The organism is Streptomyces sp. NPDC087901 (genome assembly GCF_044742205.1).
GTDB lineage: Bacteria > Actinomycetota > Actinomycetes > Streptomycetales > Streptomycetaceae > Streptomyces.
Genome location: NZ_JBIUUC010000025.1, coordinates 1 through 16,616 on the forward strand (window position 1 = coordinate 1; position 16,616 = coordinate 16,616).

The 16,616-nt window shown below is 66.0% G+C and carries 1 protein-coding gene (running past one end of the window); it reads left to right on the top strand.

The window, feature by feature from the left end; all coding sequences use genetic code 11:
* The first annotated feature begins 55 nt into the window (after positions 1-55).
* On the top strand, positions 56-16,616 hold the 5' portion of the coding sequence (locus ACIOEW_RS39230) for a lonely Cys domain-containing protein (protein ID WP_401970187.1). The gene runs 38,015 nt beyond the window's last position; 16,561 of the gene's 54,576 nt are visible here — the first part of the coding sequence; its start codon is at positions 56-58; the stop codon falls past the right edge of the window.

Below are 16,616 nucleotides of genomic sequence, written 5' to 3' on the forward strand. Positions count from 1 at the left end.
GCATTTCAAGGACAATCACTGGCTGAAGGAAGGCTCGGAAGTTCCGTTCGCTTTTGTGAACGAGGGTCAGGCCGAGATGTTTGCCTCGGGCCTGGCCAAGCTGACGTTCGAGGGGAGGTTCGCGCTCAGCTGGCAGGAATTCTGGATGTCAGGTGTGAGCGGCGCGTTGACCGGCGGTGCGGAGATCGTAGTGGGTGCGGCCGGCCTTGGGCTGTACGAGCAGTTCTCCCAGAAGACCTCGATGAAGGACAAGTTCTTCCGCGACACGCCAGGTGTCAGTGACGCGCCCGATGCGATACGGGACAACGAAAACCATCTGCTGACTAGCGGGAATCTGGACGGCGCAAGCCTTACGGCGACGCCCGGAGAGCTTGGCGTCATCCAGAACGGCGGCCTCAATTTCCCAGCTCCGGGGCGATTGACGAACACGCTCTCAAGTCCGACTCCTTCGCAGCTGCCGACTGGATCGTTCCGTTCCCAGACTCCTGGCCCGGTGGGTGCCGAAGTTGGACTCGGCGCGGTTGTGACGCCCGAACCCCTGCATGCAACGGGTATCCCCGGCCAGACGGACGCTTCTTCGAGCAACGACGATGCGAGCGACCGGAGCGATACGTCGTCGGTCTTCAGCGACGTTAGCGACCTGAGCGACTTCAGTGATACGTCGTCGGTCTTCAGCGACGTTAGCGACCTGAGCGACTTCAGTGATACGTCGTCGGACTTCAGAGACCTCAGCGATGCGTCCCCGTTCTCCGATGTCGAGGGCTCCCGCACGCTCGCTGCGGACACCGACCTGGGGCTCGGGAAGGGTTTGGGAACGCCGACGACCGGTGCCGACCGGACTGTGAGCGGCTCCGGAATGTCCAACAAGTCCGGCCTGACCGCGGCTGCGGATCTGAACCACGACCCACAGCTCGCCAGGGGCAAAGCGTCTTCGGGTAACCTCGCCGGGGCTGATTCCGAGGTTCCTGGTCAGGCGCCGGGCGCGGCTCGGCGAGAGGACAGCACGGGAGAGCACGTCCAGCCGCGGGCCGAGACCGAAGCCGTGCAGAATGGCACCCAGGAAACGGGCCAGGACAGCCGACTTGACACCAGCGGTCTGGGGACACCCACGCCCTCCGCCACCGCCGGTGCCAATTCCCCTCAGCTGTCTCGCCCCAATGCCGCAATCCCTCTGACCGACCCGGGCAACGGCCGGCAACTCCTCAGCCCGCAAGGGAGAGCGGAATCGGAGACTGGCCAGGAGGGCAGCCAGCCCCTGGACGCGGCCACGACGCGGGAAGAGCTGGAGTCTCGCAAGGCCGATTCCGAGTCCACTTTGTCCCCGAGCGGCCCCGCCACTCCGGACTTCAGCAGGCCTGGCGCCCCGTCCATAGCCACGACTTCGACACCGACACCGTCCGCCACGGTTGCACCTTCCTCGACCCCAACCACCGGTGCGCAAACGCTGGACAACCGGTCCGGCACCCGGGCATTCACGACCACCAGCGACACGAGGAACACGGTCGCCCCGCCCAGTACGACAAGCACCACAGGCGCAGCTGCAGCTGCCATCGGCACGGACCGCAGACGACCGACTGTCCAGCAGAGCGCCTTCAGCCCAGCCCGGCCGCGCGTCGAAAGCTCAGCCCCCCGCATCGTCCTGGCACCCGTTGGGAGCCCCACACCGGGCGGCACACTGCCCCTCGCGCCACTGAGTGGCACGGGAGGCCACACGCCCGGCCCGCGCCCCCCGCAGTACCAGACCGCGGCCCAATCCACGAACCAGCCTCCACTCGGTGGTTTCGCGTCTGCCCGTCGCCGGCAGCCGGCCAACAGCGCGCAGCCGAAGTCTAAGTGGAGCGCCTCCGATTCGGTACTACAGGAAATCACCGACTCCCGTGGCAGGCGCATTGGCCAGATGTCCTTCAACGCCACGGACCTTGCGCAGCGCAAGCACGTCTACGGCAAGCTCGCCGAGCAGACGACCTATATGCAGTGGAAACGGGACGCCCAGAAAGGCTTGACCCCTAAGTTGCGGGCCCTTCCCGAAGGGTTCGGGGAGTCCTTCTTTGTGGCGCTCCACCATACCGAGGAGGGCTTTCACGTCGTTCAGCCGGACGGGAGCTCCGTGGCGATAAGCGCGGAGGAACTCGGACGAGATCTGCGAGCGCGCAAGAAGGAGCTGTCAGGGTTCAAGCACATCACGTTGCTGTCCTGCACTGCTGGAGCGGATTCCAGTGCCGCGCACCGCACCCAGAGTGACGCTCAAATCGTGGCAGATATCACTGGCTGGACGGTTCACGCCCCAACTGGACAAGTAGCGTTCACGCATTCCCAAGGCGCCCCGCGTGTCGACCTGGCATTCGATGCCGAAGGGAAGGCCACCACCTGGCGCACGTTCCACCCTCGAATATCCCCCAACGCGCCAACCGCCGGGCGGGTCAAGAACGCAGCGAGCGTGAACTTCCCGGCCACGGTGCCCCAGTTCCCCTCCAAGGGCTGGAACGCGTCGGCTGAAGGGCCCGAAGAGCCGGAGGCACCCTACCTCTTGCTCACAGACATGATCGTGCCCCTGAACTCGCTGAACGACGCTGCTGCGGAGGGCGCTCTGCCCTGGCGCGAATGGCTGGCCCTTGATAAGAGCACGCAGCGCAGGACGAAGGCGCTGATCGAAATCGGCACTCTGTCCCAGCGAGAATTGCACGATTGGGTGCTTCGTCTCCTCACGTTGGGTGAGACGGAATGGGCTCGTCGAATGCGCGACTTCGCCCTACGCCAGGACCGAGCCGCCCGTGCGGTCGGCGATTGGACGGATAACCGCATTCAGTGGACGGGTGCTGATGCCGCGTCCCGCTTCCAGGAGCTTCAGGAGTCGCTGAGCAGCCTGGAGCGGCTGCTGGGCGATGCGGGACAGATCGACCAGGTCGTACTCGAAGGCGCGGCGGAGGTGCGGCGTTCCGCCGATGTGGTGGCGGCAGCTCTCCACGGCGTCATGCGAGAAGCGGCGCGCTTCGGTGGTCAGTTCCACTTGAGGGACACCTATGCGCCGACCGTGGCGGCGGCGCGCAACCTGGTGGACGCGGTGGAGCACGCGGTCGCGTCCGGCGACCCCCGCGACCTGGTTCGTGACGGCCGGCGGCCGGTGGCCCCGCATTCGCTGGAGGACCTCGCCGGACACGTGCGGACGTACCGCCGACGCAGGGCCTACGCCGGCGTCCCAGAGGGGCATCAGTGGGGCATCGTCATACCGGACATCGACCAGATGACCCGTGCTGAGCGCGCCGACTTTGTCCGGGAGCTGTCACACAACAACATCGTGTCCCTGCGCGCGGACGTCGACCCCTTGATGGGCGACAAGGAATGGCGGGACTTGCGCACACGGCTCATGCATCTCCCGCTCAGACTCAAGCACGCCACGCCGGCCTTCCACGCCATCGCCAACAGCGGAGCGCTGTTTTCCACGTCAGCCTTGGACAGAGAGGGGCGCGCCCACCTCGCCTCCGGTTGGAGCAATTCCGACATCGGGCCGCTGGGCAACGGCGACTTCGTGTTCCTCCGGGTGGAGTCTGGTGACGCCCCGGTGCTCACGCGTTATGGGCCCACCACGCTTATTTTCGAACTGGATGAGCTAGAGCGGCTCGGCGGCTGGGTGACTTTGCACGACCAATATGCCCCCCTGCAGCGGGCAGCTATGCGCGAGCTGAGGACTCCGGGCCGCGCACTGCCCCTGCGTACAGCCACGCTCTTGGACGGCTTGGACAATGGCGGGGAGCGTGTGCGATGGGTGTATGCCTACCCGGATGCAGCCGCTGGTAGGCAGTCTGCAACGGTCTCCTTCGAAGAGGAGGTCTTCCTCGGCGCGGACGTGCGCGAGGGCCTCGCTTTGTCAGTGCTGCGCGAGGTGGCAAGGATCGAAGGGGACTTCCCCCGGCATGTGTTCGGGCTAGACGACGCGGATTTGGGCAAGCTAATATCGCGCCTTTACCGACCCGAGGCCAAGTTTGCATCAGGGCTACCAATTGACCTGGGCACGACAGGGCAGTCGACTGGTTGGCCGCGCCCACTGTCCGTGATCAACCCCGACGGCGACGGGCGCTATCTGCCCGATGGCAGCATCGATGTGCTGGCCATGGCGGCGGCATCTCAAACACGGAATGCGGACATGCAAGCGATCGAGCTGGATCGCTTTTGGACCAGCAATCAGGCGAGTTTGGTGAAGACCCTGGCGAGTCCGTTGCCGGACAGTAACGATCATTTGCGGGCGAAAATCGCCAAAATTAGGTTGCAAGTCAGAGATCTCCTCGACGCCTACGAGAATGCCGAGGACAGCGCAAAAAGAAGCCTCACAGCGTTCGAAAACGACGCCACGGGCAGCCGGAAGGAACTCGCCAGCCAACTGATCGAGCAGCGAACGGACAAGCGTGCTGACACCCTCGCGCGCGTCAGCGAGTGGCTTAACGAACTCGACCGATTTCACACCAGGCAGGTCCAGGCGTGGGAGGAGACGTCGCCTTTCGACGCGATGTACGTCGATAGCGCCTGGGAGATGCAGTGCGTGCTTTACGAAGAGGCGGTCGGGCGTTGGCTCGGTCGTCTCCCCGGTGTGGTTGGGCAGGCCAGGCAGGCAGTTTCTGCGCTGCACTCGCTGCTGGCGACGCACTACGGCGCGGCGGCAACCCAAATGTTCCTCGAACCGGAGCCGCGGAACTCAGTCGAGGCCACACGTGCATTGAACCGGCTGCTCGACCCCGCAGAGGAGGCGTCTCTTCCCAACCTTATGGACGCATTCGGTCGCGCCGCATACGCGAATTCGGGCGAACAGTCGAATAGCCTCGTCGACCTTTGGCAGGAGAAGCCCGAGCTGAGGCCGGACGGTGTGCCCGCGCGACCGCCGTCCGTGCCGGCCTATTCGGCCGAGCGAAAGTATGAACTGCGTAAGAGCGGATTCCGACTGACGAACAGCCCGGCCAGCCACGAGCGGTGGCTGTTCGCCGCCTACAAGCACTTGCGCGTCCCCGGGAACACCGAGTTCTTTTACATGGCGATGATGAGCCACTCGCTGCAGAACGGCACAGCGTCGATGGCCGAGCTGCTGGAGCTAAAGCCCTCGGAGGCCCGCGCCGAAGCGCTGGCCGGCGACGCACTGGGTATGTACAAGTGGGTCAACGCCGAGTTGATTGCGCCCGCGCTCGCAGAACCGCGGCTCCATGATGCACTGCTCCCGCCGCATCTTGGTTTCTACAGCCATCTGAATTCGCTGGACCGGCTACTTGCTGATCCGGTGACGCCCGACGATCTGCAAATGGTATTCGCGTCTCCCGACAGTCAGTGGCCGGGGGCGTTGGCAGACCGGAGCAGAGAGGTGCGCGACGCCGTTGCACGGTGGAAGACCGCCTACCACCCGTCAGGCTCCCTTGAGCTACCAAAGGCATATATCGCGGCCCTGCGCCTGTACGCCCGTACCGAAGTGCATGATGGCGCGTCCTGGCCGATGTTCACATCCCGTCTGGACGAGCGGACCTCCAACCTGCTCACCACCTGGCTGAGTCAGTGGAGCCATTTCGCAAAAGCACGGGAGTCGGTATATTCCGTGAAACTCGACCTTGACTCCGAGGTGCTGACGCGACCCCTCATCCAGAGCCGACGGTTCCATGAGCTCGTTGCTGAGCTCGCCCAGGCCATCAACTCGAATGCCGACGCCTGGCCTGGACATCTGATCCGTGCCGTGACCCGGCGTCTCGACGATCTCGCGGAAGCCACCCTGCGGCTTCTCCCCGTCCACTCACACATCGCGGTGGAGGCGCTGGCAGCACTGCCGCCTGCTGGAAAGGATGTCTTCCTTCCGATTTGGGCGTTCGGGTTCACGGAAATGGACCTGAACCAATTTGAGTTGGACATGGAGCTGGTCGCCACGACGCAGTTCCCCAGAGGTGCGACAGATGTGGAGGAGGCGCTCACCCTTCCGTCTGCGCTTCCTGAATATCAGCCCAGGCGCAATTTTCTGGTTATGCGGGTGCAGAATTCCACGGGCCGGGATGTGACCCCCTTCTCAGACCGTCCGGATCAGAGCCTGGTGCTCTATCCGCCGGGCACGCGCTTTACCCTAGATAAAATTGGTATAAAGCACTCTGCAACGGGTCGCAGGTATTATGAACTGCTGCTCTCCGAGCAACGCGATGGCTGGACCTCATCGTCGACCCTAAGCGGCGATGAGGACATGGTCGATGCCGAAATTTTCGGTGATGACATCAGCAGTGATGACTTCAGCAGTGATGGCGACAGCGGTGATCACGACGGCAGTGATTGGGAAAGCAGTGATGACGACAACGCTGACGTAGGGGCGGAGCTTCCCACTGAGGGCTGGAATTCGGCGCCAGGGCAGTTGGACGTTGCGGGCGATGAGCTGGCGGACCCGGATCCGGTTGAGCCGTCACTTTTTCTCATCATTCGCGGCGGCAGAATAACGGAGTATTCGTCGGCTGACGACTTTCCCGAGGTACCCGGTGGGCTGGTGGACTGGCGGGAATCGCTCAACCTCACCCGTAAGACGTCGCTGTTCTCGGTTGATGGAGAGTCCTACTCCCAGTCGGACTTGGACCAATTGGCCGCCAATATTTCTGTTGTCGACCCGGTCTGGGGCGCGCGGGTCATGCGGTTCGCGTCAGATATGGACCGTGTTGCGCGGGCGGCCGGTGACTGGACCGGTGACCGTATCCGCTGGACCGGTGATGAGGTCCGGGATCGTGGTGCGGAGCTGGAATCGGCTGTTAACGGGCTGAAGCAGTTGGTTGAAGGCGTAGCGAGGATCGAGGACGCGGTCTGGCTGCAGCGAGTCGCCGAGGTGCGCGAGGTCGCCGATGTGGTGGCAGCCGCCCTCCGCGGCCCCATTCGCGGAGCAGCTGCTCTGGGCGGTGTCTACCATTTGCGCAACGCGCTGGTGCCGTTGGTGGCGGCCGCCCGAAACTTGGTGGACGCGGTGGAGCGCGCGGTCTCGGCCGGCAACGCACGCGATCTGAGCGTCGACGCTCTACTGCCCGTCTCCCCGGAGTCGATGCAGGAACTCACGCGATACGTCCGAGACTTCCGCACCCGTAGTGGCTATGCCCGCATGACCGAGGGAACCCAGTGGCAGGAGGCCGATCCCGGGCTGGCCAACTTGGATGCAGGCGAACGTCACACGTTCGTCAAACGGCTTTCCGACGCAAACATCGCAACGCTGAGGAGTGACCTCGCCGATGTGTGGGAACGTCAGGAATGGCAAGAATTCTACCGGCGGTTGGCGGACCTTCCGCTGCGGCTCCAGCATGCCACAGCGGCTTATTATGCCATCGCGAACAGCGGAGTGATGATCTCCTTCGCGCAAATGCACCGGGATGGAAATACCCACCTCGCGACCGGTCTGACTTTCGACGCGGACGCAAATGTTCTGGGTAATACAGACTTCGTGTTTTTCCGGCCTCTCTTCGACGAGGGACCCGGGGATGGCAACTATGGTCCCACCACCCTCGTTTTCGGCCCGGAGGTGCTGAAGGAAACCCGCGGCTGGGTCTCCTTGCACGACCAGCTCGACCCGACGGAAGGGGAGACCCTGGGGGATTTGCGGCTGCCGGGGCGAGAGGTACCAGTGCGTACTACCGTGCTGGCGCCCTCGGCGAGCGACGAGGACGGGAAGCGAACGGCTTGGGTTCACACCTATCCCGACCGGGGTGGTGCCGAGGCCGTCGTCCGTGTCGAAAGTGAGGTCTTCGACTTCGAGAGTTCCTTTGAAGGCCTCATTCTGTCGGTGATGCGTGAGGTCCACCGCATTGGTGGAGAGTTCATGGAGCGGGCGCTCAGCCTGACAGATGAAAAAGAGCTGGGCAGCCTCGTGAGGAGTCTGTACTGGCCGGAAGCAAAGATCGCCCCGGGGCTCCCGCTGGATCTCGCCGGCAGCGAGTTGGCGAACGGCTGGCCGCGCCCCGCCATCGTGCACAATCCGGACGGCGACGGCCGCTACCTACCGGACGGCACCATCGACCCGTACGGAATAAAAGCGGGTAACCTTGCGCGAAAAGCCGTCCTCGGGCTGTCCAAAATCGAGATGATCGCGAAGTACTACAAGGGGCCGCTGGTGGCCGCCATCGACCAAGCCACCACCGATGCTGAGAAATCCAACGCACGAAACCTGGCGATCGCCATACGTGCGGAACTCGCGGAATATCTCGCGGATACCACCTTTGCGACGGACGCGGCCGTTGCAGCTTACGAGGAGCTCCGGAGTTCCGCGGACGGGGAACGTGCCGAACTCGCGGACCGCCTGATCCAGGGCCGCTGGGATCTCCTGTCCCGGGCGAAGGAACTCGAGACCGAGATGCAAGACGTGGCCTCGAGAGCTATCACCGCCATGGTGCAGGGGGTTCAAAGTCCCAGCCCCGGGGTGAAGTTGCCTACCGAGGGCTGGAATTCGTCACCTGGGCAGTTGGACGTCATCGATGACGAGCTGACTGGCTCGGATCCGATCATGCCGTCACTTTTCCTCGTCATTGGCGGCGGCGAAATCGCGGAGTACCCGTCGGCTGGCGATGTTTCCGATGGGCTCGTGGACTGGCGGGAATGGTTCAACATGACCCTGGAGCAGCAGGGTCAGACGTCGTGGGTGTCGGTTCGTGGAGAGGCCTACTCCCAGTCGGACTTGGAACGCTTGGTCGCAGATCTTTCTCTTGGCGACGCGGATTGGGCTGCGCGGGTTATGCAGTTCGCGTCTGATGTGGACCGGGCTGCGCGTGCGGCTGGTGACTGGACTGGCGACCGTATCCGCTGGACCGGTGATGAGGTCCGGGATCGTGGCGCGGAGCTGGAGGCTGTGGTTAATGGGTTGAAGCTGCTGGCCGGGGGCAGCGAGCGGGTCGAGGATGCGGTTTGGCTGCAGCGGGCCACCGAAGTACGCAAGGTCGCCGATGTGGTGGCCGCTGCCCTCCGCGGCCCCATTCACGGTGCGGCTGCTCTGGGCGGTGTCTACCATTTGCGCAATGCGCTGGCGCCGTTGGTGGGCGCGGCCCGGAATCTGGTGGACGCGGTGGAGCGGGCGGTCGCGGCCGGCGACGTGCGCGATCTAAGTGCTGACGCTCTACTGCCGGTCTCTCCGGAGTCGATGCGAGAACTCACTCGGCACGTGCGGGACTTCCGTACCCGTAGTGGCTATGCCCGCATGACCCAGGGAACCCAGTGGCAGGAGGCCGATCCCGGGCTGGCCAACTTGGATGCAGGCGAACGTCACACGTTCGTCAAACGGCTTTCCGACACAAACATCGCAACGCTGAAGAGCGACCTCGCCGATGTGTGGGAACGCCAGGAATGGCAAGAATTCTACCGGCGGTTGGCGGACCTTCCGCTGCGGCTCCAGCATGCCACGGCGGCTTATTATGCCATCGCGAACAGCGGAGTGATGATCTCCTCCGCGCAAATGCACCGGGATGGAAATACCCACCTCGCGAGTGGTCTGACCTTCGACGCGGACATAAGCGCCCTGGGGAATACTGACTTCGCATTCTTCCGGCCCGTATTCGACGAAGAACCCGAGAATAGCGGCTATGGTCCCACCACCCTCGTTTTCGGCCCGGAGATGCTGAAGGAAACCCGCGGCTGGGTCTCCTTGCACGACCAGCTCAAGCCGAACGACGGGGAGACCCTGGGGGATTTGCGGCTGCCGGGGCGGGAGATGCCAGTGCGTACTACCGTGCTGGCGCCCTCGGCGAGCAACGAGGACGGGAAGCGGACGGCTTGGGTTCACACCTATCCCGACCGGGGTGGTGCCGAAGCCGTCGTCCAATTCGAAAGCGAGGTCTTCGACTTCGAGAGTGCCATTGAAGGCCTCATCCTGTCGGTGATGCGTGAGGTCCACCGCATTGGTGGAGAGTTCATGGAGCGGGCGCTCAGCCTGACGGATGAAAAAGAGCTGGGCAGCCTCGTGAGGAGTCTGTACTGGCCGGAAGCAAAGATCGCCCCGGGGCTCCCGCTGGATCTCGCCGGCAGCGAGTTGGCGAACGGCTGGCCGCGCCCCGCCATCGTGCACAATCCGGACGGCGACGGCCGCTACCTACCGGACGGCACCATCGACCCGTACGGCATGACAGCGGCTCGCCAAGCGCAGACAGCCGACAGGTCGCTGCGTCTGATGGAGAAGACGGCGAAGTTGGTCAGCGGGCCGCTATTGGCCGTCATCGACGAAGCCACCACCGATGCTGCGAAGTCTGACGCAGAAAGCATTGCGTTGACTATTGGTGAAAAACTCGCGGAACATCTCGCGAATATCACCTCTGCGACGGACACGGCCCTCAACGCATACGAGGGACTCAGGAGTTCCGCGGACAGGCAACGTGTCGAGCTCGCGGACCGCCTGATCCAAGGCCGCTATGACGTCCTGGACCGGGCGAAGGAACTCGAGTCCAAGATGCAAGACGTGATCTTCCGTGCGATCACCGCCATGGAACAGAGGGCTCAGAGCCCCAGCGTCGGGGTGGAGTTCCCCACCGAGGGCTGGAACGCGCTGGAGACGCGCGAACCCTCCGGCGCGGACGACCAGGTAAGAGCGGACGCGGCGAACGACGCGGCCACGGTCGTCGATTCCTGGCTGGCCGGCGGCATCCGTGATGCCGCTGCCTCCGAGGAAACAGGCGAAGCCGAAGTCCGCAGGCACACCCGCTCCGCACTGAGCGCCTCGGTTTACGCGGAGGACGGGGGCCTCGTCGAACGCCTCGTCCAGCAGGCCCGCGATGAACTGGTGCGTGCCGAGTACCCCGTCGAGCACCTCCCCCGCTTTCCAGCGTTCTACCGCTCGGACGAGTGGCACCGGCTCACCGAGGAGTACGAGACCGCCCTCGGCGCGGCCATCGCAACGGAACCGCACGTCATCGACACGGCGCGAAACGCAGCTCGGGGCCTCGTCCGGCTTTTGGCCAGGGCAGATCACTACGGTCCGGACAACGGTGTGCTCCACCTTCCCAAGCGGATCGACTCGGCCTCCGAGCTGGCGACGCTGATGGACGTGTTCGCCGACGCCGCCTACCGCGACGCCGCCGGCATGACTCTCAGCTCCCTGTGGCGCAGTCGCCCCGAACTCAACACCCGCAGCCTGCCCCTTTCGCCGAGCACCAGTCCCGGCCAGCAGCTGGACGCAGACACTACTCACTCCGTCATCGACAGACGCGGTCTCCGCCTGACCGAGAGGCCCGCCGACACGGCTGCGTGGCTGCTACGCCTCTACCAGGCGCTGGACCTTCCCGACAAGAGCGAAACGCTCTTCCGGCAAGCACTCTTGGGCTGGCTGCTGCCGACCGGCATCCACTCCCTGGCAGAGATCCTCGAGACAGCCCAGCGGCAGGGTGTCCGCGATGACACCGAGCCCGATCTCACCCATAGCGACGCCGACGCCGCGCAGCTGTACACCTGGGCAGAGCAGGCCCTCGCGCCAGGGCGCAACCGACAGCCCCTGCCCCACCAGCGGATGTACGCGGCGGCCGCACAGTGGCTCACCCCACAGATCACAGGCTCCGGTCAACCCCTCGACGACATCGCCCAGCTGATCGCATTCAACGGGACGCCCGCGGGACCGCACCCGCTGCCGCACCAGACGGCCGAAGAAGCGCGCGAGCGACGCGAGGCACTGGCCCACTGGTCGCTGCGCCACGAAGCGGCTGCCACACTCGCCGACAGCCTGAAGCCAGGTCATCTCGCCGGGCTGTACCTGGTCAGCGGTCCGGACGGGGAACTACTCTCGCGGGTACCGAACCGGGACCGCGCCATCGACGTCACCTGGCTGCGCAACACGGCGCTGTCGCTGGTCCGCCGGGAGGCGGATGCCGAGCATCCGCGCTTCCCCCTGCTGTTCCTGAGGGATGACAACTTCCGTGCCTTCGCCCTCGAATCTGCGGTCCTGGAGACACCGAATGCCACGGCCGAAGAGCGCAGGGCTGCCGGGGATTGGCAGGCCATCCGGCGCGCCGAACTGACTGAGCGCGCCAGGCGACTGCTGTACGAACTCCGCGATGAGCTGCCAGGGCACGCCTCGATGGCCCAAGAGGCCCTAGAGTCCCTACCTGCCGTGGGCACCGCAGTGCACTGGGCGACCTGGGAGCCGGGCAAGGCTGGCGAGCCGGTCGCCGGCTCCCCCCCGAGCGTCTTCCGGCTGCCACGCTTCCACCGCGTGGTGGCGAGCCCCACCACTGCGCTAGACGCGCTCGACGCCCAGCGCACTGCAGGCGCCCGAGAGGCCAAGGCGGACGACGGCCACCCAGTGGTGTGGAGCGTGCAGCACTCCTCAGCCCGAGATATCACTCCGCTGTCCCAGCACCCTGGGGAGCGTGCGTTCCTCTACCCCCGCAGCACCGCGTTCCAGATCGAGTCCTCAACCGTCCACCATGACGCGGCCACGCGCACCTCGTACGAGCACATCACCCTCACCGAGGTCACCCCGCAGCCGAACCGTGAGCCGTGGGAGCAGACGACCACGGTCCGGATAGTGGCCGCCGCACAGCGAATGATCGGCTTCGCCGCCTTCACCGAACACCACACCACGCCCGCCAGAGCAGTCGGATGGGCGAGACAGGACCTCCCGGCCCCGCGCCCGTCTGCGACCCCGGTCGGCACGACCGACCTGGTCGCCGCCCGCCGTTCCCCGGGCCCCGACACAGGTTCCTTCCGCTCCTACTACGCCGACCCGCGCTGGCACGAGCTGAGCCGACGGTACGAGTCCGAACTCGGCCGCAGCCTGGCCTCTCGCCCCGAAGCGATCGACGCCGCCCGCGACATCCTCCACGTGCTGCGCGGGCGACCGGAATCGGTGGCCGCCCCGCTCCCGGAGGGCTTCCCGCAGGATGCGGATTTTGGTGACCTCTTGCGCGCGAGCGCCGTCGAGGCCACCCGCGGCGAGACCCTCCCCCCGCAACTCGCGGATGCCAGCAGCAGCCGCTATCGAGACCTGCGCGATGCCCGCGGCTTCCACCTGGCCGACAGCCGGACCGGCATCGCCGGGCGGATCCTCGCCCGGTACGCGGAGCACGCTCCCGCCGACCGGGTGACGGCGGCCCGCACGGCCGTCTTCGCCTGGCGACTGGCCCAGGGGGACGACTCCCTCTATGAACTCCTGAGGGAGACCCATAACACGACGGCATCCTCCGCCGCCGAGCGCGCTGTTCTGCACGGGGACGCGGCCGACCTGTACGCCTGGGCTGACGCCGAGCTGACGGCTGGGCACGGCCCGCGCACCCCGTACCAGGCGCTGTACGCCGAGCGAAACCGCTGGATCGCCCCGGACGACACCGATCCGAAAACGTCGCTTACTGCTCCGCTGACCCCGGGGCACATCGCCGCGCTGCGTCTGATGAGTGGCCCGGCGGACCGGAGACTGCTGACCACGGCGGTCGCCAGCGGGCCAGGGGCGCGCGCCCGGGACGCACTACGGCGCGAGGCCCATGCCGTTGTCAGTGAGGCGATGGACCGCGTACGGGCAGGCCATCCGGCGGAGTTCCCGCGCACCCTTTTGCGCGATGAGCGCTTCCGTGCCCTGGCCGGAGGCGCCCAAAACGTACTGCGGTACACACCGGATCATGAGGCCCTTCTCGAACTGGTTCGCGGCGAGCTCCTGGCGCGGTTGCGCGAGGGTTTGCTCGACGGGCTGTCGGTCGAGGCCCCGGACCATGTGGCGACGGCGGCGGAAGCATTGGCTCGCCTGCGGCCGGTGCTGGCTTCGGTGTGGTGGTCCGGTTGGGTTGCCGAGGACTCGGTGGCATTTGGCACGGTGGGTCTTGAGCGGTTCCACGCCGGGTCGCTAAACGAGTCGGCGGCATTGGAAAACATGCCGTTCTCGGGCGCGTCGGATGGCCATCCGGTGGTGTTCGAAGTGATGGACGCCTCGGCCCGCGATGTGTCGGTCCTGTCAGCTGAACCGGGACCGGACGTGGCGTTGTTCCCGCAGCGGACTGATTTGGAGGTGGTGGAACGGATCTGGCGGAAGGACGAGGAGGGGCGTGCATACCAGCATGTCCGGCTCACCGAAACCGCCCCCATTCCCCAGACGGTGGCCACGCGGGGTCCCGTTAGCGCCTATAGCGAAGAGAATGCCGCGTCACCGCAGTTCCTGACCGAGGGCTGGAACTCCCGCAACAGCGTGCCCGCGCACGAACCGACGGGTGAAGAGGGCCCGCTGAACCTGCACGAGACCGAGGCCGCCCCCCTCGTCGAAGGCGTGCCGCCTGGCGAGTTGCTGGCGAAGACGACGGTGGCCCCCTCCGTTCTCCCGGACAACCAGCGGAGATTCCCATACACGTCGAAAGACTCGCCCGCCGACGAGTGGGGGACCAGCAGAGAGTCGGACGACTCGGACTCCTTCCTCGGGGACACCGCGGATCGGGAGTTCGCCGATCCCGAAGATGGATTCTCGGGCGGGTCCGAACTACCGCGCTGGGTGGGCGCGCAACCTGAAGGCGCCCCCGGCGGGATACGTCAGGGCGCGCTCCGCCCTCTGGGCCTCTCGGTCCAGGTGGAATCCTTGTATCTGCTGCTCGACCGGGGAGCAGCCCGGCGAATCAACGCTGCCGACCTTGCCCCCGAAGGCACGCTGGGGTGGGATGCGTGGCGGGCTCTGCCGAGGTGGCGGCAACTCGGCAGCCCCTACCTGGTCGACGGCCGCTCGGCAACCCAGCGCGACCTCCATATGCTGATCGATCGACTGGCGAGCAGCGGACAGGCCGCCCTGGCCACCGACGTCCGCGCGTACACTTCTCAGCTCGATGGCGCGGTCCGTGCGGCCGGCATCTCCGACCCCGCCCGGTTGATTTGGACCGGCGACGAGATTCAGGGCCGGGGCCGGGAGCTGGAAGCCACACTGAATACCCTGGAGCAGCTGCTCGGGGACTCTGACCCGTCCGCGCCCACCCGGAAGGCGGCGCTCGACCTCGCCGCCGAGATCCGTGAGTCGGCGGATGTACTGGCTGGCGCGCTGGCCGGTTTCGTTCGCGACGCCGCTAGCGTCGGAGGCCTCTACCGACTCCGCAACGCCTACACGCCTGTAGTGGCCGCAGCCCGCGGACTTGCGGCGGAGGTGGACTCGGGCCGCATTTGGGACATGCCCGACGGCGCTCTACGCCCGGCGTCCGCACGGACGCTGAGCGCGTTGGCCGGCTACGCCCGGGACTTCCGTACACGCAAGGCGTACGCGCTGCTGCCGGCTGGATCCCAGTGGCACCAGGTGCGGCCGGACGTGGACTCTCTCACCCACGAGGAGCGGTCGGCCTTCATCCGCGACCTGTCGGACAAAAACCTTGCACGGTTGCGGACCGAACTGACGGATTTGCTTGATCGTCCGCAGTGGCGGGAGCTGTACGACCGGCTGGCGGCGCTGCCGCTGCGACTCAAGCACGCGACACCCGCGTACCACGCAATCGCCAACAGCGGAGTCCTCTCCTCGCTGGCCGCCCTCGACCGGGAAGACGGCGGGCACCTCGCCTCCGGCTGGAGCGAGTGGGACACGGACCTGCTCGGTAACCAGGACTTCGTATTCTTCCGCGTCGAGTCCGGCGACCAAGCGATGGCGACGCGCTACGGGCCGACCACCCTCATCTTCGACATTGACTCGCTTGAGGGGCTCGGCGGCTGGGTGTCCCTGCACGACCAGCTCGACCCGCTCAATCGACCCACCATGCGCGCGCTGCGGATGCCCGGCAGCGAACGACCCGTCCGCACGTCCACGCTTGTGGACGTCGACGACGGAGATGGCGGACGCGTCCGATGGATCAACACCTATCCGGAAGCGTCCGTGGAGCGGCGCACCGTCACCGTCTCGTTCGAGGAGGAGGTCTTCCACGGGGCGGACGTCCAGGAGGGCATCGTCCTGTCGGTGCTGCGCGAAGTGGACCGGATCGGCGGTGACTTCCAGCGCTGGGTGCTTGATGTGAAGGACGCCGATGAACTCGGCAGGGTGGTGTCGAGCCTGTACCGGCCCGAGGCCAAGTTCGCCTCCGGGATTCCGGTCGACCTCACGGGCGACGCCCAGGACACGCTCGCCCTCCTCGCTGTGGTCAACCCGGACGGCGACGGCCGATACCTGCCCGACGGCACCGTGGACCCGGCCGGCATGGCCGCGAGCAAGAGCGCCTTGAGCGCCGACAAGCTGGCGGCCGAGCTGGACTACGACTGGTCGCGATTCCAGCTCTACCTCGCAGCACACCAGGGACCTCTATCCCTTAGCAAGTACGAGGAGATCAGGGGACGGGCTGGCGAGCTGCGCGAGCGGGCGGCCAGCGCCCTCGCCCGCCACCAGGCGGCCGCGGAGCGGGCCGCCGACGGCTACGGGGAGTTCCGGCGGTCGGCGCACGAGGATCGCGCGTCCCTGGCCGAACACCTGCTGCACCAGCACCAGGAAAGGCTGACCGGCGCGGCGCGCACGATGACCTCGACGCTCCAGGAGATTGACCGCGTGATCTCCCCCGCCACCGGCGCAAAGGGGTTGGCGGCCCTTTTCGCCGAGCCGGGATGGGAGGAGCTGAATCAGGCCTACGAGAACGCCCTCGGCGTCGCGCTTGCCGCCAACACCGAAGTGATTAAGCAGGCCAGGCGGGCTCTGGCCCGGCTGCACCAGACGCTCGCCGACGCCTACGGTCCGG